Source organism: Campylobacter concisus (genome assembly GCF_902460845.1).
Classification (GTDB): Bacteria; Campylobacterota; Campylobacteria; order Campylobacterales; family Campylobacteraceae; genus Campylobacter_A; species Campylobacter_A concisus_X.
Genome location: NZ_CABPVS010000002.1, coordinates 255,176 through 279,088 on the forward strand (window position 1 = coordinate 255,176; position 23,913 = coordinate 279,088).

The window sequence follows — 23,913 nt, forward strand, 5'->3', positions numbered from 1 at the left end:
TGATACTTCCATAAAATCAAAGAGAATTTACCTTGTCTTGTTTCGTTTTTCTCTTTTGATTTTATAAAATTTCCATAAGCCCCTGTTACTAAAATAAGCGATTTCCACGCTGTAGCCAAGATTTAGGGCTTGGCTTCGCTTACCATTTAGCTCAAATTTTAGAGCCGAAAATAAATCCGTTCAGTCTCATTTTATTTTGCTTTTTATAAAATCACTAAAACATTAGCAAAATGGGAGGCAAAATGCTTGATAGTATCATCCTTGCGGTCTTGGTATATTTTGCAACATTCTTATTTATGTTTTTTCTGCTTGCCTTTTTTGCCTTTTGGTATATAAGCGTGCCGCTACTTGTCATCTTTTTCGTTATAAAATTTATAAGGCAAGCAAAAGAGTGCGAGAGGATATGTGGCAAGCTTGAGTAAAATTTAAATTTCTAGCCCAAGATGAGCTAGAAAAAAGTTAAAAAATTTTATTCTAAGGCTTGAGCCAGATCAGCGATCAGATCCTCAGCATTTTCAAGACCTATGCTAACTCTTATCAGCTCTTTTGTGATGCCAGCTTTTATAAGCTCTTCGCTACTTAGCTGCTGGTGCGTAGTCGATGCTGGGTGTGTGATGAGCGACTTTGTATCGCCGATATTTACCACGATCTTAAAGAGTTTTACGCGCTCTAGCATCTTTTTTGCACGCTCGAAGCTATCAGTCTCAAAGCAAAATAGCCCATTTGCCATGCCGTCTTTAAAGTATTTTTGCGCCTTTGCGTGATCTACGTTGTCGGCAAGCCCTGGGTATGCCACACTTTTTATATGTTTGTGAGAGTTTAGAAATTTAGCCACTTTTAGGGCATTTTGTGAGTGCCTCTCAACTCTAACAGCAAGCGTTTCAAGCCCTTGTATGAGTTGCCAAGAGTTAAACGGAGAGATCACAGCACCGATATCGCGCACGATAGCAAGCCTCATTCTTAGCGTATAGATGTCAAAACGATCCGTCATATCAGCATAGACGATGTCGTGATAGCTCGCGTCTGGCACGTTAAAGTGCTCATATCTCTTGTTGCCTTTTAGCTTCTCGTTTAGGTGATTTGCGCTTACAACGACACCTGCTAGGCTAAGGCCCTGACCGCTCATATATTTGCTAGCGCTATGCACACAAACATCGACGCCGTGGCGAAGTGGCTGAAAGATGATAGGTGTTGGCACAGTGTTATCAGTGATGCTGATGATGCCATATTTGTTTGAAATTTCTACGATTTTTTCGATATTTGGGATAGAAATTTGCGGATTTGAAAGCGTTTCAAAAAATATAGCCCTAGTTTTTTCGTCTATCAAACTCTCCAGATCATCAGCAGTGTCGCTGTCAAAGACTCTAGCCTCTATGCCAAATCTTTTTAGCGTATGCGTAAAAAGTACTGTCGTGCCACCATAAATTTTCTTAGCGATGATGATATTATCGCCTGCTTGGGCTAAATTTATGATGCTGTAAAACAAAGCTGACTGACCGCTTGCAGTCGCTATCGCAGCGGCTCCGCCCTCAAGTGCAGCGACCCTTTTTTCAAAGATATCTGTCGTTGGGTTGCTAAGTCTTGTGTAGATGTAGCCGCCATCTTTTAGATCAAACCTAGCAGCTGCTGTCTCGGCACTTCCAAAGTCATAAGCTGTGCTTTGAAAAATAGGCACAGCCATCGTGCCAAAGCCTTCGTTTGTGTCGTAGCCTACGTGGATCGCAGCGGTTTCTTGCCTCATTTTTGCTCCTTTTAAGGTAATTTTGGCGTAAATTATACATTAGCAAAGCCAAAATTTAGGGGATAAAATCAAATTTTGATATAATTTGCCAAAAAAAGGAAAAATTTGAACCAAGTTACGGACAAATTTAAGCGTGTAAAATACCTTCGTGCGCTAGAAAAATTTGCAAAATCAGCGATAAATGGGCTAAAAAGAGATGACTTTGACGAGGCTGAATTTCGTCAAAGAGTGGAGAAAAATGCGAAAGTCATCGAAAAAGTCGAGGCTGTCTATCTTGATCAGCCATACTCAAAGGCGCTAGAAAATTTTATAAATTTGCTTATCAAAAACGCCCCAAAAGATGAGCTTTTAAAGGCGGCAAATCTGCTTGATAAGCTAAAAAATCAAAAGACATATAAAAAAGAAAAGTATAAAAATAAATTTAAGGATGAGGATTGAAAGTAGTTATTTTCGATATGGATGGCACTGTAATCGATAGTGGCGAGGCGATATATAAAACGGTAAATGAAGTAAGAGATGAGCTAAATTTAGCGCCACTTGAAAAAGAGTTTATCATAAAAGCGATCAACGAACCAGGTAGAAATTTGCCCCTTGAGTTTTACGGCATTGATACGCCAAGTAGGAGCTTAAAAGAGGGTTTTGAAGAGAAATTTAAGAAATTTTACGATGAATGCGCGACTACCTATGATGGCGTAAAAGAGCTTTTGCAAAAGTGCAGAGATGCTCACTACAAAGTCGTTTTGGCAAGCAATGCACCACACGATACGCTAGAGAAAATTTTAAAGAAAAATGAAATTTATGAGCTATTTGACGAGGTTATCGGCGCTAGTAAAGAGATACCGCAAAAGCCAGATCCTGCGATGCTTCACCTAGCTGTTAGTAAAACTGGAGCCAGCAAAGCGATCTTTGTTGGAGATAGCCTAAAAGACGAGCTAGCTGCCAAAAATGCAAATATGCCTTTCTTGCAAGTTAGCTGGGGATTTGGCGAGGAGAGCAAAACAGCGACCTATAATGCTAAAAATGTCAGCGAGGCGTGGGAGATAATATTAAATTTTTAACTTAGTTTTAATTGGCTATAATCTTAAGAAATTTTCAAAGAAACAGCGATGATAGATATATTTGAGGGCAGTGCGAGGGATAAATTTTATGACATTTTGTTTAACGCAAATGCCGTTTTGGTTAAAAATGAGATAGATAAAATTTTTGAAAAATTTGTGGCTATGAGCGAGCTTTGTGAAAAGCATGGCGTTAGTGAAGATGAGATCAGAAATTTTATAGCCTCAGAGCAAGATAAAATTTATAACGGAGTAAATGACCTGTATATCGAGCTTAGCGGAGAAATTTTAAGCCAAAATGAGTAAGATTTTTGCGCTCATTGCTTTGCTTACTGCTCTTATCTTTGCAAAAGAGCCAAATTTTGACCCAAGTTCGGTGCATACATTTGAGCTTAAAAAAGATGAGTGGGCTAGGGTCTTTATAACTGAAAAGCGAACCCAAAGGGTTGAAATGTTTGACTTTCGTTGGACGCTATTTGATAGTACAAATATCACTGTGCAAAGCTTTTTTAGGCGCTATCCAAGGCAGATGGTCTTTTCGCTAAGACAAGGACAAAACACCTATATGCAGCGAGTTTTGCCTGATTTTACGATGCCGCCAAATGAGAGCGTAAGCCTTTATATATCATTTATTGATTTTAAGGATAAAAAGGCGTATTTTAGGGTGGCTCTGCTAGATGAGAGCAAGCGTGTGGATGTGGGTTTTAGAGATCCAGATGAGGCTAAATAGAAGGATAAAAATGGATAAAATCGATGAAATAATGGGTAAATTTATAAGCGAGCTTGGCTACAAAGAGGCGTTTGAGATGTTTTCAAAGATAAGCTCAGGCAAGAAGCTGCGCTCAAAACTTCTTTTAAAAATCGCAGGCGAGAGCGAAATTTTGCTTAAGCTTTGCGCTATCATCGAGCTCATCCACCTCGCAAGCTTGCTACACGACGACGTCATAGATGAGGCAAATATAAGACGCGGCAAGCCAAGTATAAACGCGCTTTTTGGCAGTAAAAACTCAGTCATGCTAGGTGACATTCTCTACTCAAAGGCTTATTTTGAGCTTACAAAATTTGATCCAAGTATCGCAGCTACCATATCAGACGCAGTAAGCAAGCTAAGTATCGGCGAGATGATGGATGTAAAAATGGCTGAAAATTTTAATGAAAACGAGCAAGAATACTTAAAAATGATCTACTATAAAACAGCTGTTTTGATAGAAGCCACGGCTATTTGCGGGGCAAAGCTAGCTGGCAAAGATAGTGAGAAATTTGGAATTTATGGCAAAAATTTAGGCCTTGCGTTTCAGATTGTTGATGATATATTAGACATAACTCAAGATGAAAAAACGCTTGGCAAACCAGCACTTAATGACTTTGTAGAGGGTAAAACAACGCTTCCATACATATATCTTTATAAGAGTTTGGACGAGGCCGGTAAGGCAAAGCTTAGATCGCTTTGGATGAAGAAGCTTGATGAGGGCGAAATTTTGTGGTTAAAAGAAAATTTTGTCAAAACTAGCTCAGTTAGTAAAGCCATAAACGAGGCTAAAAGGCTTGGAAATGAAGCGATAGAATCGATAAAAGAGTATAAAAACGCCGAGCTTGAAGGGATCATAAAAAGCATGATAGATAGGGAATTTTAATGCACTATTTAGATATAAGTTTTACATATAAAAATACTGATATTTCAGTTAGAGAAAAGCTTGCGTTTGATAGTGATGAAAAAAAAGAGCAAATTTTAAAACTGCTAAGGTCAAACAAAAATATAGAAGAGTGTATGGTACTAAACACCTGCAACCGCGTTGAAATAATAGCAAGTGTAAGTGATCTAAAAAGTGCAACTACTCATGCTATTAGATGCATGTCGATATTTTCAGGTGTTTTTGAAGATGAGCTTTATGAGAGGGCTGATATTTATGAAGATAGCGGAGCCGTGCACCACCTCTTTGCCGTGGCAAGCTCGCTTGATAGCCTAGTCGTCGGCGAAACGCAGATCGTTGGCCAGCTAAAAAATGCCTTTAAATTTGCTTACGATAGCTCAGCTTGTGGCGAACAAATCAGTAAAATCATCCATTATGCATGTAAATGCGCTGCTAAAGTTAGAAACGAAACTCAAATTTCTAAAAACCCGATCTCAGTTTCAAGTGTCGCCGTGGCAAAAGCAAAAGAAATTTTTGGTACGCTTGAAGGAAAAACTGCTATAGTCGTAGGAGCTGGCGAGATGGGCGAGCTAGCAGCAAAACACCTAATCTCAAGTGGTGCAGAGGTAATCATTATAAATAGAAGCTCCGAGCGTGTTGAGCAGCTAGTTGATAGCCTTGGGGACAACGCTAGCTGGGATAGCATTTTAAAATTAAAAGAGTATGTAAATAATTATGATCTAATATTTTCAAGCACCGCAGCCCCGCACGCTATCATCACAAACGCCATAATCGAACCAAGAGAATTTCATAGATACTTTTTTGATATTGCCGTGCCAAGGGATATTGATCTTATAAATACAGAATTTATTAGTGTCTATACGGTAGATAGTTTAGAGGAGATAGTAAGGAAAAATTTAGCCCTAAGAGAGGAGCAAGCACAAAAGGCTTATTCGATCGTAGGTCAAGGCACAAGTGAATTTTTAAAAATTTTAAAAGAAGATATGAGTGTGCCACTCATAAAATCGATCCGCAAGCAGGCTGAAATTTGTGCTAAAAATGAGCTAGAAAAAGCGATAAAAAAAGGATATTTAAAACATAGTGATTATGAGGAGGCACAAAAACTCATTCATCAAGTTTTTAAAGCATTTTTGCACCAGCCAACGATGAAGCTAAAAAGTCTTGCGGATGAGGAGAGATCTAGTGAGCTTTCAAATGGAGTTAGATTTTTATTTGATATAAAAGATGAACAAAATTTTCAAGTGGGAGATATAGATGAGATTTAGTAAATTTTATGCACCAACGACCAAAGAAGCACCAAAAGACGCCTCTTTACCAAGTCATAAATTTTTAATAAGAGGTGGATTTGTCGAGCAGATAGGCTCAGGGCTTTACAACTATCTGCCACTTGGAAAGATCATGCATGAGAAAATTTCTCGTATCGCACGAGAGGAGATGGACGAGGCTGGCGCGCTAGAGGTGAGTTTTAGCGTGGTTACTTCAAGTGAGCTTTGGAAACAAAGTGGCCGCTACAACGTCTTTGGTAAGGAACTTTTGCGCTTTAAAGACAGAAAAGAAAATGACTTTGTGCTAAGCCCAACAAACGAAGAGGCAGCCGTTGCTTTGGTGCGTGGCAAGGTGACTAGCTACAAGCAGCTACCACTAAATTTATACCAGATAAACACTAAATTTCGTGATGAGGCAAGACCACGCTTTGGCTTGCTAAGAGGGCGAGAATTTACGATGAAAGATGGTTATAGCTTTCACTCAAGCAAAGAGGATCTTAAGCGTGAGTTTGACCTTATGGAGGCAACTTACAGTAAGATTTTTACCCGCTTGGGGCTAAATTTTAGAGCTGTTGAGGCTGATAGCGGAGCCATAGGAGGAAGTGGCAGTAAAGAATTTATGGTGCTTGCAAGTAACGGAGAGGACGACATACTTTGCTGTGAGGCTTGCAGATACGCTGCAAACGTTGAGGCTGCAAGGCGCAAACCAAGAGTTAGCGAGGCTGAAGCGCCAGAGGCGGACGCGGCTAAATTTCTAACGCCAAATGCAAAAACTATAAAAGATGTGGCGGAGTTTTTCAAAGTTAGCGAGTTTTACTGCATAAAAGCTGTTATGAAAAAGGCGATCTATGAGGACAAAGAGGAGGTCGTGGTCTTTTTTGTAAGGGGCGATGACGAGCTTCAAGAGACAAAGGCACAAAATGCTTGCAAGGCGCTTGAGCTAGTAGATGCTAGTGAGGCTGACGTGGCTAAAGCTGGATTATCTGCTGGATTTTGCGGACCAGTTGGGCTAAAAGATGTGAAATTTTTTATAGATAACGAGCTAAGGGGCGCAAATAACATGATATGCGGCGCTAACGAGAAGGACTATCACTTTGTTGGCGTTAGTGTTAGCGGATTTAACGAAGAGAGATTTAAAGACCTTGTAAAGGTAAAAGAGGGCGATAAATGCCCAGTTTGCGGCGGAAATTTAAAACTTAGCAAAGGCATAGAAGTCGGTCATATCTTTCAGCTAGGCGATAAATATTCAGCTGCGATGAACGCGACATATCTTGATGAAAACGGCAAGGCAAAGCCATTTTTGATGGGCTGCTACGGCATTGGCATAAGCAGGCTTATCGCTGTGATGATAGAGGCTAGCCACGACGAGAAGGGCTGCATCTGGAAAAAAGAGTGCGCGCCGTTTGATGTGGAGATCATCATCTCAAATTTAAAAGATGAAGCGGGCGTGAAATTTGCATTTGAGCTTTATGAAAGCCTTAAAAAAGCTGGTGTTAGCGTCATAATCGACGATAGAAATGAGAGATTTGGCGTTAAGATGAATGACTTTGAACTTATCGGCTTCCCTTATGCGCTGCTTGTTGGTAAAGAATTTGCAAATGGCAAGGTCGAGTTTATCACAAGAGATGGGCTAAGCAAAGAGACCATAGGCGCAAACGACGCCTTTAGAAAGATAAAAGAAAGCTTATGAGATTTTTCGCATTTTTGTTTTTTTTGATAGAAGCGGTCTTTATCTATCTTTTTGTGGATAAATTTGGCTTTTTGAACTATTTTCTTGAGGTGCTGGTCTCTGGATTTGTGGGCATCGCGCTTCTTTTTAATGCTGGATTTTCTAGCTTAAATTCGCCTCAAGCGGCATTTAAAAGCTTTCTTGGCGGAAATTTATTTAGCCAGTTAGGACTTAGCTTTGGCGGAGCGTTGCTCTTTTTGCCAGGGATTTTGACAGATATTTTTGGCATAGCCGTGGTCGTTTTTTCTTTAGTGTTTAAGAAAAATGCAGCGAAAAATGAGAGCTATCAGGAGTTTAAATTTCAAAACTTTAGCGAGCAGGGCAGTAAAAAAGATGAGGGCGAGATCATCGACGTTGAGGTCATCGAAGAGCCAAAAAGAGTAAATTAGGAGAGATGATGAAAGAGATAAAAATAGCAACTAGAAAGAGTATCTTAGCGCTTTGGCAAAGCGAACATATCAAGGCTAGGATCGAGGCGCAGCACAAGGGCATGAAGGTCGTGCTTGAGGGCATGAAGACAAAGGGCGACGTGATACTTGACACGCCACTTGCAAAGATCGGCGGCAAAGGGCTTTTTACAAAAGAGCTTGAAGATAGCATGCTAAAAGGCGAGACTGATATCGCCGTGCATAGCCTAAAAGACGTTCCTGTAGTCTTTCCAGAAGGGCTTAAACTAGCGGCCATTTGCTCACGCGAGGATACAAGAGATGCGATGATAAGTGAGAAATTTGCTAAATTTAGCGACCTACCGCACGGCGCAAAAGTTGGCACAACGAGCCTGCGCCGTAAGATGCAGCTACTTATCATGAGGCCTGATCTTGAGATCATCTCGCTTCGTGGAAACGTGCAGACCCGCCTACGCAAGCTAAAAGAGGGCGAATTTGACGCGATCATTTTGGCGATGGCTGGCATAAACCGCCTAAATATCAAGGCTGAAGTGGCACACATCTACACATTTGGCTTTGACGAGATGATACCTGCGATGGGTCAGGGCGCTCTTGGCGTCGAGGCTAGAGACAAGAAGCAAATTTTAGAGCAGATTGACTTTCTAAATGACGAAAATGCGGTCATCGAAACGACCATAGAGCGTGATTTTGTAAGCGTTTTAGAGGGCGGCTGCCAAGTGCCAATAGGCATAAGCGCAAGACTAAAAGGTGATGAAATTTCTATCGATGCGATCGTTGGCCTGCCTGATGGAAGCGAGTTTATAAAAGATAGCTTAAAGACTAGCAAAGATAAATTTCAAAGTGTCGGCAAGGAGCTAGCGTATAAATTTATAGAAAAAGGGGCGAGAGAGCTTTTAAGACGCGCTGAAGAGATGGCGTAAGCGTGTTTGAACTAAAATTTAAAGCAAAAGCCATAAGTGCCACCAAAAATAGCAAAGACAACTACTATATGATCGGTTTTGCAGACGACAAATATGACTACAAAAACTACATAATCTTTCAAAGACCGATCAAACTAAAAAAGGGCGACGACGAAAACGCCGAGATAAACGGCATATACGCAGAGTGCAACGGCGACGTTTGCTATAACGCTTGCAAAAAGGTGAAGATCACTGATAAAACTATCATTTTTGAGGTACAAGATAGCGTTATTAGCGTTGATATAGAGGGTGTTAAGCTTAGTGAGCGCTTTATGAAATATAGCAAAGAGATATTTGGCCAACTGCTAAAATGTAGCATATTGGAGTAATTTAAAAAATTACTGCCGTTTTTAGAACCACGATACCATCTAGTGCTTAACCTAACAAAAAATTTGCAATGAATTACTTTGAAAAAACATAAGTATGCCGGCCATGTGTGGCTGTGCGTTGAACGCTAGTTTACAGACATTCGACAATGGAGTATAAATTTAGATCTTGCGTCTATTTAAACGGCGAAGCAATATCGCAAAGGTGGCTCCGAGATAACGATCAAATATTCTGATAGCTATCGGTGTGTGCGGTAGATAATAGCCATCCGCTTTGCTTCGCCTTTTTCAGCTATTTTTGGCTAAAATCGCCCAAAAATCAAAAAGGCAAAATATGGACTACATCAAGCTTTTAAAAGAAAATAATCTACTTCGTGTTATCGATGAGCCAACAGACATTGATCTTGAGATCGCACACGCTAGCTATATCGAGGTTAAGCGTGAGGGCTCGCAAGCGCTACTTTTTAAAAACCCAGTTTGCAAAAAAACTGGGCGTAAATTTGCACCAGTGCTTACAAATATCTATGGCTCAAAACACGCGCTTGAGCTTATCTTTGGGCTAAATCCTGATGAGATCGCAGCCGAGATAGAAAAGCTTTTAAAGCCCAGAAAACCTCGTAATTTCAAAGAAAAGCTTGATTTTTTAGCCTATCTTTTTAGTATGAGAAAAATTTTTACCAAAAGGCTAAAAGGCGAGGGCGAGTGCCAGCAGGTCAAATTTATAGGCGAAGATGCTGATTTGCTATCGCTTCCAGCACTAAAGACATGGCCACATGATGGTGGCGCTTTTATTACGATGGGGCAGGTTTATACGCAAAGCTTGGATGGTGCTTTGCAAAATTTAGGCATGTACCGCCTACAAATTTATGACAAAAACCGCCTTGGCATGCACTGGCAGATCCACAAAGACGGCGCAAATTTCTTTCACGAGTACAAGCGTGCAGGCAAAAAAATGCCAGTCTCTGTAGCCATTGGCGGTGATCCACTCTACATCTGGTGTGGGCAAGCGCCGCTTCCAAAGGGAGTTTTTGAACTTTTACTTTATGGTTTTATCCGCAAAGAGCCAGCCAAACTTGTAAAATCCTTAACAAATGAAATTTATATCCCGCACGATGCAGACTACGTAATAGAGGGCTTTGTGGATACGGCTAAGTGTGAGCTTGAAGGCCCATTTGGCGATCATACTGGCTTTTATACGCCTATCGAGCCTTTTCCGGTGATGGATGTAACGGCGATAACTAGCAAGCATGAGCCAGTATTTCACGCAACTGTGGTTGGAAAGCCGCCACTTGAGGATAAATATATGGGCTGGGCGACTGAGCGAGTTTTTTTGCCACTTTTGCGAACGACCGTGCCTGAACTACTGGACTACAATATGCCTGAAAATGGCGTTTTTCACAACCTAATCTTAGCTAAGATAAATACGCTCTATCCAGCTCATGCAAAGCAGGCCATGCACGCATTTTGGGGCGTTGGGCAGATGAGCTTTGTAAAACATGCCATTTTTGTTGGAGCCGATGCGCCTGAGCTTAAAGATTATGATGAATTTACTAGCTTTGTTCTAAATCGTTTTGGTAGTCAGAGTGTGCTAATAAGCCAAGGAGTGTGTGATCAGCTTGATCATGCTAGTCCAAATTCGTGTTTTGGTGGCAAACTCGGCGTAGATGCGACGCAGGATTTTTGTAAATTTAGCCCTAAGGTTTTAAGTGATAGTGAGCTTTTGGCTAAATTTCAAAGCGTTACGCCAAATGTAAAAGAGCTTAAGCAGTTTAAAACGGATACCAAAACGCCTATTTGTGTGGTGAAATTTGAAAAAGATTGTGTGGTAAAAGAGCTTTTTGACAAGCTTTTGACATTTAGAGATTTTTTCAAACTCCTTATCGTTGTGGATATGCAAAATTACCTTGAAAACCCATATATGCTACTTTGGCGCGTGACAAATAACATCGATGCTTTGCGTGATATTTTCATAGATGGTGAGAATTTCTGCGTGGATGCAACGAGCAAGGACGAGCTAGAGGGATATACGAGAGGCTGGCCGTTACAAACGGATTGTGACCGCGAAGTAGTTGCTGATCTAGTTAAGCGCGGTATAGTAAAAGATGAGCCAGAGTTATTTAAAAAATTTGAAATATTTGGTTAGCTTTGAGATGCTCAAGTAAATTTATAAATTTTGCTTTTTGCTGTGGATTTAAAATTTTTAATAATATTTGCTTAATCAAATGCTAGTGTTTGTTTGTTAATTTAAAAATAGCTTTTAGACTAGGTCTAAAAGCTTAATTTGTTTTTAGCTCTCTTTTAAGAGTTTGCTTGCGAGCATATCGGCTTTTGCTTTGTCGGTATCTTTTTTTACGGATTTATAAATTTTAGATATATAATTTTCCAAAACTTCGTGGCAAGATATTACTTTTTCGTTTTCGCTTCTTGCTACTTTTACGTATTCACCGCTATTTTGTAGCTCAAATGCTAGGTCATTATCGCTTAATTGAAGCTCTAAAATTTCAAGTAGTCTCTCTTGAAGTCTTGGTTCAAAAATAGGAGTCATAAGCTCCAAGCGACGCTCTAAATTTCGTGGCATCCAGTCAGCACTTGAGATATAAATTTTTGGCTGAGCATGTTTAAAGTATAAAATTCTAGCGTGCTCTAAGTATTTGCCAATGATCGAGCGAACTTTGATGTTTTCGCTTTTGCCTTTTATGCCAGGCCTTAGTCCGCATACACCACGAACTATAAGATCGATCTTTACACCTGCGTTTGATGCGCGGCTAAGCTCATTTATCACATCTTCGTCAATTAGTGCGTTCATTTTGGCAATGATCCTGCCCTCGCTGCCTTTGCTTGCTTCCACTCTTATCTTTTCGATGATACGCTCTTTTATCTGAAAAGGCGACATGCTAAGAGCGTTTAGACGGCGATTTTTATTATATCCTGAGAGGATGTGAAAAAACGAAGTCGTATCTTGGCTAAATTCTTCTTTGCTCGTAAATAGACTAACGTCAGTATAAATTTTAGCCGAACTGCCGTTGTAGTTGCCTGTACCAAAGTGCATATAAAATTTAAGCTTATCGCCGATTTGGCGGATGACCTGGCTAACTTTTGCATGCACCTTAAAGCCTGTAATGCCATATATCACGTGCGCGCCTGCGTCTTCAAGCGCCTTTGCCCAGTGCAGGTTATTTTCTTCATCAAACCTTGCTTTTAGCTCAACCATCACAGTTACTTGTTTGCCATCACTTGCGGCGTCTATTAGGCTTTGAATTATTGGTGAGCTTTTATCAACTCTATAAAGTGTCATTCGAATAGATATGACTTTTGGATCTTTGCTGGCTTCTTTTATAAAGCTTACAACTGGATCAAAACTCTCAAACGGATGCACTAGCAGCACATCTTCTTTATCTATGGCGTCAAATACCGAGATACCATTGCCAAATGGTGGTAGCGTTTTTGGAACGTAAGGCGCATTTGCCAAGTGGGTAAAATTTTTACTTCCAGCTATCTCCCAAAGCGAGCTAAGAGTGAGCGGAATGCTTGAAAAATAGACATCTTTATGAAAAATTTTCATATGAAAATTTAAGAAGTCCAAGATATCAGCGTCTACGTTTTTATCGATTTGCATACGAACAAAAGCCCCTTTTCTACGAAGCTTTAGCCCTTGCTCAAGTATCATCATAAAATCATCCGCTTCTTCTTCTTCAATGACGATATCAGCGTTTCTTGTCACTCTAAAAGCAGCTGAGCTAAGTAGCTTATACCCTGGAAAAATTTCTTCTGCGTGGCGATGTACGATCGTTTCAATCGGCACAAAAACATTGCTACTTGGCTGTGTAAAACGTGGCAAGACTCTTGAAATTCTTATCATGCCGTATTTTAAAATTTCTGGATGTTCGATATCAGCAAGCTTAACGGCAAGAGAGAAGCTAAGGTTGTTTAGGTGCGGAAATGGATGAGTCGCATCTACAGCGATAGGCACGATGACTGGCAAGATATTTGAGAAAAAGTATTCGTCACACTTTTGCTTCAAGCTATCATCAAGCTCGTCATAACTTTTTATAAAAAGCCCCTCTTTACTAAGAGCATTTACTGTTTTTTTATAGTGATCTTCTACTAAATTTTGCTCATTTTGTAGATATTTTCTAATCTCTCTTAGCTGATCAAGTGGGCTCATGCCATCGCCACTGCTTGTAGTAGCTCCAGCTGCGAAAAGCTGCTTTAAGCCAGCAACTCTGATCATATAAAACTCGTCTAAATTTGTCATATAGATCGCTAAAAATTTTAGCTTTTCAAGTAAAGGAATTTCCTTTTCACATTGAGCGAGTACCCTTGAATTAAAGCGTAGCCAGCTTAATTCTCGGTTTATAAAAAGAGTTTCATTTTTGCTCATCATCTTCTCCTTGTGCGTTTTTGAGTTATTATATGATATGTGCGGTTATAAAGTTCTTACTTTATTTAAAATTTTGGTTACAATAAGCCAAAACTTAAATTTAAAGGCTTATTATGTCTGATTATGTGATATTAGTTGGTATCTTTTTAGTGGCAGTCGTTGTTTTTGCGCTTATTAAAAAGATATCGTTTTAGCTTTTAAATTTCTCCCACCACAAATAAGCAAAGATGAGCCCAAAGCCCTTGACTTTGCTCTCGTCAAAGGTAAATTTCATCATATCTTCTCGTTTTATGAAAACAAGCTCGATATCTTCGCCGTCGACGCCACCGCCAGAATTTACCTTCATGCTCTCATCGATCTTTGCGTAAAACATAGTTTGCATGTTGCCTCCAAAGCCAAAAGCACCGTATGTCATCGTGATACGCTCTATCTCTTTTAGCTCATAGCCCACTTCTTCGATCGCCTCTTCTCTGGCTGTTTGCTCTTCGCTAAGTCCTTTATCCATAAGCCCTGCGCAAAGCTCGTAAGTAAAGCCTTGCTCATTTGTTTTGATGCCTTCTTTCTCTTGTGAGTACCAAACGGCAGGGCGAAACTGCTTTACAAACAAAAAGGCATCTTTTTGCTCGTGATATAAAAAAATACTAACGCTATTCATCACTTTTACGCAATCCCAGTCTCTTTGGACACCATTTTGCATAAATTTCATCTTAAATGGCTTTAAATATTTTGACTCGCCAAGAGGCAGAATTTCTAAATTAGTTATAGTAGTATCCATTTTGCAAGTCCTAAAAAGCTAAAAAATCCTATCGCATCAGTAAAAGTAGTAAGAATGACGGCTGAGCCGACTGCAGGATCTATGTTAAAGCGCCTTAGCGTTAAAGGTATGATCGTGCCAAAAAAGCCAGCAAAGAATAAATTCGTAACCATGCTAAGCCCAATAACAACGCCAAGCATACCTTTGTCAAACCAAACAGAGGCGATTATGCCCATTGCCACACCAAAGATTAGTCCATTTATGAGTGAAATACTAACCTCACGTTTTAGAACGTTTTTGGCATCTTTAAACTCGATCTCACCAAGTGCTAGACGGCGAACCGTAACGGCAAGTGCTTGTGTGCCGGTATTTCCGCCCATTGATGCAACTATTGGCATTAAAACAGCAAGAGCGACGTAGGCTGCTATTGTCTCGTCAAAAAGTCCGATTATAGACGAGCTAAAAAGAGCTGTTAGTAAATTTACGCCAAGCCAAACCGCACGACCACGACCAGCTTTAAAAAGCGTATCGTCCTCTTCTGATTCGTCATCAACGCCGGCTAGGTTATAAATTTGCTCAGTTGCACTCTCTTGAATGTAGTCGTGAATATCATCAGATGTTATACGACCTAGTAGTATGCCAGTGCTACTTGTAACTGCGATAACATTTAAATCGTACTCTTGAAACATATCGGCAACATTTTGCATAAGGTCCATATCATTTGCAACGTGTGGCTTGTAGTGATCGATCTGCGCTGACTCGATATTTTGCTTTAGTGTTTTTGTAAAATCAAAAAGTATAAGATCTTCAAGTGGGATAGCGTATTGTAAAACGCCATTTTTATCGATAATAAAAAGCTGTGAGATATTTTCTAGCTTGCCTTCTTGCTTTTCTCGTCTAAGTCTTGCTACTGCATTGCCAAGCTTTTCTTCAAGGTGAGCCGAAAAAAGCTCTGTTTGCATGTGCGCACCAGCTCTGTCTTCTTCGTAGCTTCTAAGTCTTAAAATTTCATTTTGGTTTTCTCTATCAAGCTCGTTAAAGAGCTCTCTAGCTTTATCCTCGTCGATATCCTCGATGTATTGAAGCAAATCAGTCGCATCATCGCTCTCCAGCTCTTCAAGTGCTTCTACGATCTTTTCAGCTGGAAGCTGTTCGATCACATCTTTTAGCATGTGATCAGGTAGCTCGATAGCAACATCACCTAAAATTTCAGGATCTAGCTTTTCAAGATAGTGAGCAAAAAGCTCCTCGTCGTGCTTTTTAAGTGTTTTTAGGTGTTGGGCTAGCTCATAAGGTGAGAGTTCGTTATCTTCTAAATTTTCATCTAAATGCTGATCTATCAGCTCTTTTGCTTCTTCTAGTTCTTGGCTCAAGTTTTACCTTTAAAATTCTATTACATTAGGGAAAAATTCCACTTTGTGGTACTCTTTTTCGTTGCTTAAAGCATTTTTTATTAGCTCGTCATTTTTGCTAACAACTGCCTTAAATTTAGCTGATTCTTTCTTGTCTTCTAGGCTTTTAACGACCTTTATTGCACTTTCTGGATTGATAGGTTTATTGTCCCTATAAAGACCAAAATGAAGGTGTGGCCCTGTGCTCATACCGCTTGTGCCAACGTAGGCTATAAGCGTACCTTGCTTGACTTTTAAACCGCCTTTTATGCCTTTAGCAAAGCCATTTAAGTGGGCATAAAGTGTCTCATAGCCACCAGCGTGAGAGATGATGACGGTTCTGCCATATCCGCTTTTTTGTCCGACAAATTTTACTGTGCCATCGCCTGCGGCTTTGATCGGTGTACCTTTTGGAGCACCGTAGTCGACGCCAAGGTGAGCCCTGTATCTTTGGAGAATAGGGTGCCATCTTTTTAGGGTAAAAGCTGATGTTATTCTGGCGTTTGCAAGAGGGCGAACTAGTAAAAATTTATCATTTTTCTTACCATTTTTATCATAAAATTTATCTTCAAATTTATACATGACGTATCGTTTATTTTTGGTCTCTATCATCGCAGCATAAATTTCAGGAGTGCCAAAAGAGCGGCCCATACGTATTTTTTGATTATAAACGATAGCAATAGTATCGCCTTTATTTATCTTTTTAAAATCAATACCACTTCCTTTAAAAATTTCTTTAAAGCCAAGGGCTAATGTGCCAGAGCCAGTGTAGTCAAAAATGTCTTCAGAGACTGATTTGTCCACCTTTAAAGCTAAAAATTTATCCTCGCTTTGATAAGAAATCGGAAGAAATTCAAGTTTAAATTTATCATTATCATCTCTAAAAATATGCATTTGAAGCTCGTCGCTAACAGGGATTAGTACTTGTTTGGTATTGCCATTGTCGTCTTTATAAATTTGATACTTTGTGCCAGCAATGATCTCTTCTGTTAGCTCTTGATCTTCGGTTGCTAAGTTGTAGTAAAGTGAAAGTGGGATTTTGTTTGTCTCTAAGAAATTTAAAAAGTTACTTCCATTTGGCCAGTTGAGCTCTTCGACACTTGGTTTTATAGCGTATAAATTTATAGATAATATTGCAAAAATTATAAAAATACGAGGCATTAATGTCCTTTTAAAAAGCTGGTGGGATTTTAACTAAAACTTGCTTTAATTTTGCAAAAGATAAAGCATTTTAGGCTATAATCGCTCTAAAAATTTAAACTTAGGAGATATTTTTGAAACGTATATTTGTGATTTTATCGCTAGTTTTTGGCTTTGCTTTTGGAGCTGATTTTTCTTTAAATGAGTATAGAACTCCTATAATTAGCGTCGATAGTGATGGCACAGCAACGATAGTTGACAGTCCAGAAATTTTAATCGGCTCAAGTGGCGTTGTGCTTCATAAATTTGATACTGATAGCTCTATCATCGCAAGAGTTAGCGTTATCTCAAAAAATTCTGGCTTTGCTAAGATTAGATTTGAGGTGTTTGATCTGCTTGAGCAAAAGGCGCTCCCACTTCCAGGCATAGCACCTGCAAATGGCGATATGGTCGTGCTAAACTATCTTTATAACCGCTCATTAATCATCGTGCCAAATAAAGAAATTTACGAAGAGATCACGTCTGCGTTTCCAAATATGATATTTATTCACCCAGATATTATAGGAGCGTATCTAAGCTACGAATACAAGCCAAATCCAAGCAGAGATGACTTTAGAAAAATGTGCGCTCAAAGTGCAGCCGGTCTAATTTTCGTAGCAATGGATGGCAGAAGCGTTTTTGCTGATTGCCAAAGCTTTAAAGTACTAAAAGAATTTAAAAGTGGCGAGGTTGAGTACTATCAGCTACCATTTTATACAAGAGTTAGCGACATAGACACTGTGTTTTGGAAGCTAAATAGTGAGCACATCAACAACTACGACGCTCACTACGAAAAACTTTTCGAAGAAGATAACTGATAAATGAGCCGTTTGTCCTTAAGTAAGCAAAATTTAAAGGAGTTTTTAAATTTGCTCCCAACGCTTAAGGACAAAGAGCTCTTTCACTACGCCTCAAGCCTTAGTTTTCATACGATTTTATCGATCATCCCGATACTTCTTATATCATTTTCTATCTTTACAAAATTGCCTAGTTTTGAGGATTATTACGCCAAAATTCAAGACTTTATCTTCTCGGCTCTTTTGCCAAGTAATCAAGAGATCATCTCAAACTATTTGCAAAATTTCTTACAAAATAGCGGAAATTTAGGCTTAGTTGGCTTTGTGGCGATGATATTTACATCAGCCATGTTTTTTAGCGACTATGAATATGTAGTTTTAAAAGTGACACGTGCAAGTAGAGCTAGAGGATTTTGGTCGGCACTTAGTTCGTATTGGACGCTTATCACGCTTGCGCCACTTGGTCTTGCTGGCAGTTTTTATCTCTCAAGCCTCATTCAAGAGATGCTAAACTCAAACGTGATCACAAACTCAATAAATTTTTTAAGCATATTCCCATATCTCATCATCTGGGCGATATTTTGTATCACATATCTCATCTCAGTAAATGACGAGATAAAATTTAAGAGCGCATTTTTTAGCTCATTTGTCGCCTCGCTTGTTTGGTATATTGGCAAGTCGGCCTTTGTCTATTATGTCCTTTACAACAAGACCTATCTAAGCGTTTATGGCTCGTTTTCAGCAGTGCTTTTCTTCTTTGTCTGGATCTATATATCGTGGATCATCTTTTTATATGGGCTAAAGCTTTGTGCTTATCTCTCAAACAGCTCAAAATTTAAAAGATAAATTTAATAGTTAGTACCAGCTAGTAATATATTTTTATAAATTTACCAGCTGGTGTGATTTGTATTATTTTATGTAGAATATTATGTAAAATCAGCGTTTAAACTCGCAAATTTCTATCTTTATGCCAAGCTCTTTACTAAATTCTTTAGCTTTTTTCTCTAGCTCGTCTTTGTCAAAGCAGATAAGATCTATGTAAGATCGCATCTCACCATTTGCTTCACCTATGATCTCACAAATTTCACTCTCTTTTAGCGCATCTGAAATTTTGTTTTTACTATCAACGCCAAACTGTATGTCGCCACCGTGAGATATGGCTAAAAAGCAAAAATTTATGCCAAGTTCAAAAGCTTCGTTATAAGTATCGCTTATGCCGTCGTAGTACTCGTTTAGTAGCTCGCTAAGAGATGTATATCCTGTAAAAACATCGTCACGTAGCTTGTTTGAACGAGGCTCTAGCTCATAGACCATAAAATTCTTAAGCGGCTCATTTGAGGCTTCTTTACCAAATTTCTCATCTATAAGATCGGCAAAGTCGATCAGCGGCACGCCTTTTTCTCTTGGCTCGTCCACGATCTCAAACTCTCCAAGCATATTTATCATGATCATCTCACCAACTACGTTGTCACAAAGTATGAGCGATAAAGTATAAGCCTTATTTTCATCTTCGCTTTTAAGCTTGCTTAGAGTTTCGTTGTAGAGACACATATCTACACTTTTGTCATTGAAATTTGCATAGACCATGACGTCGTTTGCATCAACACTTACGCCATACATCTGTATAGTAGCGACATTGCGTGGTGCACGTGGCTTACCAAGTGTGCATGTAAGCTTTGCTTCTAGTTCTTTTGGCATGCGAGATTTTATAAATTTAAGCCACAAAAGCCTATGTTTAAGTCCTTCTGGAGTGAGTACTAGATCGATCTTGTCGTCTATAAGTCCTATCATAAATGTTGGATCAACAAGGCATAAATTTAGCGCCTCTTCGGTCATTTTGCTTGCAGCTTCAAAGTTTTTATCTTCTAAATTTTGTTTGATGGCGTCTAAATTTTTGCCAAACTCGCTCCAAAATTTATCAACTCTGCTTGCAAAGCTAGAGCTCTTTTTAGAAAACCACATTTTTATCCTTGTTTATTAAAATTTTCAACATTTTTTTGCGTATAAATTTTCATCGATGGAAATTCTAAAGCACTTAGCTTATCGTATCCTTCTTGATTATAAACACAGCCAGTATCGATATTGGCGCTATTTGTATAGAGCTTAGCCTCACGCACTGGCGTGTGTCCGTAGACATTAAATATGCCTTTAACTTGCATCATATCGCCTCTGCCTGATAGTACATGCCTTCTAAACTCATCTCTTGAACTATCATCATCTCTTAAAGTCCAAAATTTGCCAACCGCCGAGTGCGAAACAACCAAATGCTCGCCATTTTGGTTTTTACACTCTTTAAATTCCAGATAAACTGGCCTTTGATCTAAAAAATCAATATGCCTTTGCTTGAACCCCACGCTTTGGCCAAGGTATGATCCATATGTCGCCACGCCACCATTGTTGAAAAACCAACTCGTATCAAATGGTGCTTGGTTGTTTAAAAATTCATATTTATTGCTTAGCAACCTTCTTTCGTGATTTCCCATTACCATTTTATAGTTATTTTGTATGATAAGTTCGACCACATCGCAACTAAAAAGCCCCCGATCTATCACATCTCCGACAAAGCAAATTTGTGATTTTTCTTTGTCTGGAAACTGCTTGATAAGCTCTAAAAGTGTATTAAAACAGCCGTGCACATCGCCTATGATATAAATTTGCTTGCTCAATTTTTCTCCTTTGTGCCAAATTTTAGTCTATTAAACTTAAAAATGTAGTGTTAAGAAAACACTTTTGTATAGCTGTACTATATTGGCGTAATGCTAGCGATATATAAAGTTAAAACCTAGTAAAAGATATTTAAAATTTAAGGAATTTAAAGTAGAAGGGAGCCTAAGCTCCCTAAAATCATTGTGCGTAAAAGCCGCTGACCTTACCTGTTAGGTCGATCATGATGTTTTTCATTTGAGTGTAGTGCTCAAGGATGATCTTGTGAGTTTCGCGGCCGATACCTGAGTTTTTGTATCCGCCAAATGGGCTGCCTGCTGGGATTTGGTTGTAGGTGTTGATCCAGACTCTGCCAGTCTCCATAGACCTTGCAACGCGAAGTGCTTTTGTGATGTCTTGCGTGAAAATTCCGCCACCTAGGCCGTATTCACTATCATTTACCATTTTTATAAGCTCGGCTTCATCTTTAAATTTAATGACAACGCCAACCGGGCCAAAAATTTCTTCTTGCGCCACTCTCATATCATTTGTCACATCAACTAGCAACGTTGGCTCGACAAATGCGCCCTTGTCGCAACCATTTGCTGTGTAGGCTTTGCCACCGACTGCCACTTTTGCACCTTCTTTTTTGCCGATCTCGACGTAGTTTAGAATTTGCTCAGCTTGTTTTTTATTGATTTGTGAGCCCATTTGAGTGCTAGGATCGAGCGGATCGCCAACTTTTATAGTGCTAAATTTCTTAACCGCAGCTTCTATAAATTTGTCATAAAAGCTCTCTTCTACGAAAATTCTTGATCCCGCGCAGCAAACTTGACCTTGGTTAAACAAAATTCCAAGCTGAAGGCCGTCAAGTGCTTTGTCTAAATTTGCGTCGCTAAAGAAGATATTTGCGCTCTTGCCACCAAGCTCAAGTGTAGCTGGGATGATGCGATGAGCCGCAGCTATGGCGATATCGCGACCGATCTCGGTTGAGCCAGTAAATGCTAGCTTGTCAAGGCCTGGATGGTTTTTGATCCACTCGCCGCTCTTGCTGCCTCTGCCGGTTACGATGTTAATAAGGCCTTTTGGCAAAATTTTATCTATCAGTCTAAATAGCTCAAGCACACTTAGACTTGTCTCGCTTGAAGGCTTAAATACGCTCGCATCGCCTGCTGCAATCACTGGAGCTAGCTTCCAAGCTGCCATTAAAAATGGAAAATTCCAAGGCACGATCTGACCCACAACTCCTAGTGGCTCGCGTAAAACGATAGAGAGCTGCTTCTCGTCAAGCACGTTTGCGCTGCCTTCTTCGCCCATGATGACGCCAGCAAAGTACCTAAAATGCTCGGCTGCAAAAGGAATATCAACATTTAGCGTTTCGCGGATTGGCTTGCCGTTATCCATGCTCTCAACTTTTGCGAGGTGCTCTTTGTGCTCATCAATGATATCAGCGATCTTGTTTAGCAGCTTTGCTCGCTCGCTAATTTTAGTGTGTTTAAATTTCTTAAAAGCCTCACGTGCAGCACGTACAGCGTCATTTACATCTTCTTCAGTCGCATCTGCGATCTTTGCAAGGTGCTCGCCGTTTGCTGGACTTTTAGCATCAAGGGTAGCGCCGTCTTTCGCGTCGCGCCACTCACCATTTATGAAAAGTCCATATTTTTCTAGTAACTTCATACTTTTCTCCTTGATTAAGATTTTGTAGAAGGATTATAATACTAATAAAGTTTATCAAAAATAAATTTTTGCTATAAATTATTTTTTTTAATAAAATTTATTATCTAATATTAGAAATTTTGGATTTAGTCTTTCCAAGAAAGCGAAAAAGTAGTTTCTTTACCAAGTTCGCTTTGGCATTTTACTACGATATCATTTTTCTTGCAGCACTCTTTAACTAAATTTAGCCCTATGCCAAAGCCGCCTTGATCGTCGTTAAATCTCGTGTAGCGGTCAAAAATTTTCATCTGATCCTCTCTGCTGATGCCTCGACCGGTGTTACTTATGCTAAAGAAATTTGGCTCTAAAACGATGCGTACTTCTGAATTTTGCGCTGCGTATTTTGCGGCATTACTTAGGAGATTATCTAAAATTTTGCTCATATCCTCAAGGTCTGCGTTTATGAAGCTTGACTTTAGACTGGCGTCTATCTTAAGCCCGCGTTTGGCAAAAAATGGCGAGAAGTAGTTTAGTCTTTGTGCGGTTAGTAATTTTAGGTCTATGAGCTCTTTTTTGCCAGGCTTATCTAGATTAAAGCTTAGATGAACGAGCGCGTCATAAATATTATTTAGGCTCTTTGCGGCAAGGCTGATATTTTTAAAACGCTTTAAATTTCGCTCATTTAGGTTGTCAAGATCAGCCGTTTCTATGCTCATCGAGATAACGCTTAGAGGTGTGTTTATCTCGTGTGTTGAGTCTTTTATAAAGCGGTTTAGCGTATCTATCTTTTCATAAAGCGGTCTTAGACTCAGTTTTGCGAGGTAAAAGGCGACAAAGAGTAGGGCAAAAAAGAAAAAGAGTGCCTTTAGCGTGGTTGAAATTTGTAAAGATAAAATTTCAGCCTTGATATCTTTGCCAACTAGAAAAATATCTGCGTGTGAGAGCTCGTCTGTGGTGTTGTCGTCCATGTACTGGATCTTTTCAAATATCGCGACCTTACCGCCGATCAAATTTACATTTTTGCTTTTATCGATCTTTTGGCAGTCAAAGTCTTTATAAATTTTCTCGCCATTTTTTAGCACGATGCAAGCATGCACGCCTTTTTCTTTTGTTAGACTTGAAATTGAGTCAAGTCCATTCATTCTAGCTTTCATGTAAATGCCCATTTTTATCTCTTTTAAAGACTTCACCTCGTTTAAAATGAGCGTTTCTTTTTTATTTTTATAGTCGTGTATGAAAAAATATCCTAAAAATAGCACAGAGCTAACAAGATAAAGGGATAAAATTTTAAATAAAATTTGTGTCTTTTCAGACATAGACGTAGCCATCTCCACGCCTATTTAATATGGCATCTTTGCCTAAAATTTGGCGTAAATTTTTGATATAGACACGAAGGCTAAGCTCGCTTGGCTCCTCGTCAAATTTCCAAATTTTATTAAAAATTTCATCTTTGGTTAAAATTTTGCCTTTGTTTTGCAAAAATAGGGCGAGTAGGTCGCTCTCTTTACTAGAGATATTTACATTTTTACCATCTTTGCTTAGTGTTTTGCTCTGTGGATGAAAGCTAAATTCGCTTGAAATTTTGATCGCATCTCCACTGTGATGTGAGAAATTTCTCTTTAGAAGTGCTTGTATGCGGATAAGCAGCTCTTTTAGCTCAAATGGCTTTTTTAGATAGTCGTCGCAGCCACTTTTGTAGCCTTTTTCAAGATCATCAATAGTATTTAGCGAGGTGGTAAAGATACTAGGTGCGCTAACACCTAGCTCTCTTAAGGAAGAAAGAAGTGAAAAGCCATCTCCTTGTGGGAGTTTGACGTCAAGTATAAGCAGGTCGAAATTTTGCTCGTAGGCGAGATCAAGTGCATCTTTTGCGTTGTTTGAAGTGGTGACATCGTAGCCATTTTCGCTTAGATACTCACTGATGAGATCAAGTAAAATTTCATCATCTTCAACGAGCAAAATTCTAACCATTAAGCAC

Annotated in this window: 24 protein-coding genes; 14 read left to right on the forward strand and 10 right to left on the reverse strand. The window is 39.4% G+C overall.

From position 1 onward, the window contains the following. Positions 1-242 precede the first annotated feature (242 nt). Positions 243-422: a transformation system protein gene (locus F3H00_RS02905; RefSeq protein WP_103579606.1), complete on the forward strand. Its 180-nt coding sequence runs from the start codon at positions 243-245 to the stop codon at positions 420-422. Positions 423-469: 47 nt separating this feature from the next. Here F3H00_RS02905 and F3H00_RS02910 read toward each other — a convergent pair whose 3' ends face one another. Then, entirely contained in the window at positions 470-1,741 is a 1,272-nt protein-coding gene (locus F3H00_RS02910) for an O-acetylhomoserine aminocarboxypropyltransferase/cysteine synthase family protein (RefSeq protein ID WP_148798421.1), read from the reverse strand. Positions 1,742-1,846: 105 nt separating this feature from the next. Between F3H00_RS02910 and F3H00_RS02915 the strand changes: the two genes are divergently transcribed. The 11 genes from F3H00_RS02915 (at position 1,847) to F3H00_RS02965 (ending at position 11,277) form a co-directional block, all read left to right on the forward strand. Then, on the forward strand, positions 1,847-2,179 hold the full coding sequence (locus F3H00_RS02915; protein ID WP_148798423.1) for a hypothetical protein: 333 nt from the start codon (positions 1,847-1,849) through the stop codon (positions 2,177-2,179). Beyond that, positions 2,176-2,799, forward strand: a complete 624-nt coding sequence (locus F3H00_RS02920; RefSeq protein ID WP_148798425.1) for an HAD family hydrolase — start codon at positions 2,176-2,178, stop codon at positions 2,797-2,799. The genes F3H00_RS02915 and F3H00_RS02920 overlap by 4 nt, the downstream gene beginning before the upstream one ends. Before the next feature lie 48 nt (positions 2,800-2,847). Further along, entirely contained in the window at positions 2,848-3,102 is a 255-nt protein-coding gene (locus F3H00_RS02925; RefSeq protein ID WP_087579959.1) for a DUF2018 family protein, read from the forward strand. Next, a complete protein-coding gene (locus F3H00_RS02930) occupies positions 3,095-3,526 on the forward strand; it encodes a hypothetical protein (protein ID WP_148798427.1) in 432 nt (143 codons plus the stop codon). Before F3H00_RS02925 ends, F3H00_RS02930 begins: the two co-directional genes overlap by 8 nt. Before the next feature lie 10 nt (positions 3,527-3,536). Then, entirely contained in the window at positions 3,537-4,430 is an 894-nt protein-coding gene (locus F3H00_RS02935) for a polyprenyl synthetase family protein (RefSeq protein WP_149703690.1), read from the forward strand. After that, positions 4,430-5,713: a glutamyl-tRNA reductase gene (gene hemA / locus F3H00_RS02940; protein ID WP_149703687.1), complete on the forward strand. Its 1,284-nt coding sequence runs from the start codon at positions 4,430-4,432 to the stop codon at positions 5,711-5,713. The genes F3H00_RS02935 and hemA overlap by 1 nt, the downstream gene beginning before the upstream one ends. Continuing rightward, complete coding sequence (locus F3H00_RS02945) at positions 5,703-7,403, forward strand: proline--tRNA ligase (protein ID WP_148798433.1); 1,701 nt, start codon at positions 5,703-5,705, stop codon at positions 7,401-7,403. Before hemA ends, F3H00_RS02945 begins: the two co-directional genes overlap by 11 nt. Next, complete coding sequence (locus tag F3H00_RS02950; RefSeq protein WP_107714673.1) at positions 7,400-7,831, forward strand: FxsA family protein; 432 nt, start codon at positions 7,400-7,402, stop codon at positions 7,829-7,831. Before F3H00_RS02945 ends, F3H00_RS02950 begins: the two co-directional genes overlap by 4 nt. An 8-nt stretch (positions 7,832-7,839) precedes the next feature. Beyond that, entirely contained in the window at positions 7,840-8,769 is a 930-nt protein-coding gene (hemC, locus tag F3H00_RS02955) for a hydroxymethylbilane synthase (RefSeq protein WP_148798435.1), read from the forward strand. A gap of 2 nt (positions 8,770-8,771) precedes the next feature. Further along, complete coding sequence (locus tag F3H00_RS02960) at positions 8,772-9,137, forward strand: Imm10 family immunity protein (RefSeq protein ID WP_148798437.1); 366 nt, start codon at positions 8,772-8,774, stop codon at positions 9,135-9,137. A gap of 331 nt (positions 9,138-9,468) precedes the next feature. Then, positions 9,469-11,277 carry a menaquinone biosynthesis decarboxylase gene (locus F3H00_RS02965; protein WP_148798440.1) on the forward strand — a complete coding sequence of 603 codons (1,809 nt, stop codon included), beginning with the start codon at positions 9,469-9,471 and terminating at the stop codon, positions 11,275-11,277. A 144-nt stretch (positions 11,278-11,421) separates the two neighbouring features. On the opposite strand, the gene F3H00_RS02970 is transcribed toward F3H00_RS02965, so the two are convergent. The 4 genes from F3H00_RS02970 to F3H00_RS02985 form a co-directional block, all read right to left on the reverse strand. Further along, positions 11,422-13,554: an RNA degradosome polyphosphate kinase gene (locus tag F3H00_RS02970; protein ID WP_223155229.1), complete on the reverse strand. Its 2,133-nt coding sequence runs from the start codon at positions 13,552-13,554 to the stop codon at positions 11,422-11,424. Between the two features lie 151 nt (positions 13,555-13,705). Then, positions 13,706-14,290: an NUDIX domain-containing protein gene (locus F3H00_RS02975; protein ID WP_148798444.1), complete on the reverse strand. Its 585-nt coding sequence runs from the start codon at positions 14,288-14,290 to the stop codon at positions 13,706-13,708. Further along, entirely contained in the window at positions 14,275-15,642 is a 1,368-nt protein-coding gene (gene mgtE / locus F3H00_RS02980) for a magnesium transporter (protein WP_072594958.1), read from the reverse strand. The genes F3H00_RS02975 and mgtE overlap by 16 nt, the downstream gene beginning before the upstream one ends. A gap of 9 nt (positions 15,643-15,651) precedes the next feature. Next, the gene (locus tag F3H00_RS02985) at positions 15,652-16,821 is read right to left on the reverse strand and encodes a peptidoglycan DD-metalloendopeptidase family protein (RefSeq protein WP_148798446.1); all 1,170 of its coding nucleotides are present in this window, start codon (positions 16,819-16,821) and stop codon (positions 15,652-15,654) included. Positions 16,822-16,934: 113 nt separating this feature from the next. On the opposite strand from F3H00_RS02985, the gene F3H00_RS02990 reads away from it, so the two are divergent. Then, entirely contained in the window at positions 16,935-17,657 is a 723-nt protein-coding gene (locus F3H00_RS02990) for a plasminogen-binding N-terminal domain-containing protein (RefSeq protein WP_021090557.1), read from the forward strand. Positions 17,658-17,660: 3 nt separating this feature from the next. Further along, positions 17,661-18,482: a YihY family inner membrane protein gene (locus tag F3H00_RS02995; protein ID WP_107695256.1), complete on the forward strand. Its 822-nt coding sequence runs from the start codon at positions 17,661-17,663 to the stop codon at positions 18,480-18,482. A 90-nt stretch (positions 18,483-18,572) separates the two neighbouring features. On the opposite strand, the gene F3H00_RS03000 is transcribed toward F3H00_RS02995, so the two are convergent. The 5 genes from F3H00_RS03000 to F3H00_RS03020 all read right to left on the reverse strand — a co-directional run bounded on the left by F3H00_RS03000 (position 18,573) and on the right by F3H00_RS03020 (position 23,906). Next, complete coding sequence (locus F3H00_RS03000; RefSeq protein ID WP_148798448.1) at positions 18,573-19,598, reverse strand: hypothetical protein; 1,026 nt, start codon at positions 19,596-19,598, stop codon at positions 18,573-18,575. A gap of 2 nt (positions 19,599-19,600) precedes the next feature. Continuing rightward, positions 19,601-20,302, reverse strand: a complete 702-nt coding sequence (locus F3H00_RS03005; protein WP_149703688.1) for a metallophosphoesterase — start codon at positions 20,300-20,302, stop codon at positions 19,601-19,603. 178 nt (positions 20,303-20,480) lie between these two features. After that, a complete protein-coding gene (locus F3H00_RS03010) occupies positions 20,481-21,956 on the reverse strand; it encodes an aldehyde dehydrogenase family protein (protein ID WP_148798452.1) in 1,476 nt (491 codons plus the stop codon). 125 nt (positions 21,957-22,081) lie between these two features. Beyond that, the gene (locus tag F3H00_RS03015; RefSeq protein WP_148798454.1) at positions 22,082-23,251 is read right to left on the reverse strand and encodes a sensor histidine kinase; all 1,170 of its coding nucleotides are present in this window, start codon (positions 23,249-23,251) and stop codon (positions 22,082-22,084) included. Beyond that, on the reverse strand, positions 23,244-23,906 hold the full coding sequence (locus F3H00_RS03020; protein WP_148798456.1) for a response regulator transcription factor: 663 nt from the start codon (positions 23,904-23,906) through the stop codon (positions 23,244-23,246). Before F3H00_RS03020 ends, F3H00_RS03015 begins: the two co-directional genes overlap by 8 nt. Positions 23,907-23,913 lie beyond the last annotated feature (7 nt).

Excerpts from the sequence above, each read along its gene's own strand:
- F3H00_RS02905 (WP_103579606.1), top strand. The coding sequence starts at position 243 with ATGCTTGATAGTATCATCCTTGCGGTCTTGGTATATTTTGCAACATTC.
- F3H00_RS02910 (WP_148798421.1), bottom strand. The coding sequence starts at position 1,741 with ATGAGGCAAGAAACCGCTGCGATCCACGTAGGCTACGACACAAACGAA.
- F3H00_RS02925 (WP_087579959.1), top strand. The coding sequence starts at position 2,848 with ATGATAGATATATTTGAGGGCAGTGCGAGGGATAAATTTTATGACATT.
- F3H00_RS02930 (WP_148798427.1), top strand. The coding sequence starts at position 3,095 with ATGAGTAAGATTTTTGCGCTCATTGCTTTGCTTACTGCTCTTATCTTT.
- F3H00_RS02935 (WP_149703690.1), top strand. The coding sequence starts at position 3,537 with ATGGATAAAATCGATGAAATAATGGGTAAATTTATAAGCGAGCTTGGC.
- hemA (WP_149703687.1), top strand. The coding sequence starts at position 4,430 with ATGCACTATTTAGATATAAGTTTTACATATAAAAATACTGATATTTCA.
- F3H00_RS02945 (WP_148798433.1), top strand. The coding sequence starts at position 5,703 with ATGAGATTTAGTAAATTTTATGCACCAACGACCAAAGAAGCACCAAAA.
- F3H00_RS02950 (WP_107714673.1), top strand. The coding sequence starts at position 7,400 with ATGAGATTTTTCGCATTTTTGTTTTTTTTGATAGAAGCGGTCTTTATC.
- hemC (WP_148798435.1), top strand. The coding sequence starts at position 7,840 with ATGAAAGAGATAAAAATAGCAACTAGAAAGAGTATCTTAGCGCTTTGG.
- F3H00_RS02965 (WP_148798440.1), top strand. The coding sequence starts at position 9,469 with ATGGACTACATCAAGCTTTTAAAAGAAAATAATCTACTTCGTGTTATC.
- F3H00_RS02975 (WP_148798444.1), bottom strand. The coding sequence starts at position 14,290 with ATGGATACTACTATAACTAATTTAGAAATTCTGCCTCTTGGCGAGTCA.
- F3H00_RS02985 (WP_148798446.1), bottom strand. The coding sequence starts at position 16,821 with ATGCCTCGTATTTTTATAATTTTTGCAATATTATCTATAAATTTATAC.
- F3H00_RS02995 (WP_107695256.1), top strand. The coding sequence starts at position 17,661 with ATGAGCCGTTTGTCCTTAAGTAAGCAAAATTTAAAGGAGTTTTTAAAT.
- F3H00_RS03000 (WP_148798448.1), bottom strand. The coding sequence starts at position 19,598 with ATGTGGTTTTCTAAAAAGAGCTCTAGCTTTGCAAGCAGAGTTGATAAA.
- F3H00_RS03010 (WP_148798452.1), bottom strand. The coding sequence starts at position 21,956 with ATGAAGTTACTAGAAAAATATGGACTTTTCATAAATGGTGAGTGGCGC.
- F3H00_RS03015 (WP_148798454.1), bottom strand. The coding sequence starts at position 23,251 with ATGTCTGAAAAGACACAAATTTTATTTAAAATTTTATCCCTTTATCTT.
- F3H00_RS03020 (WP_148798456.1), bottom strand. The coding sequence starts at position 23,906 with ATGGTTAGAATTTTGCTCGTTGAAGATGATGAAATTTTACTTGATCTC.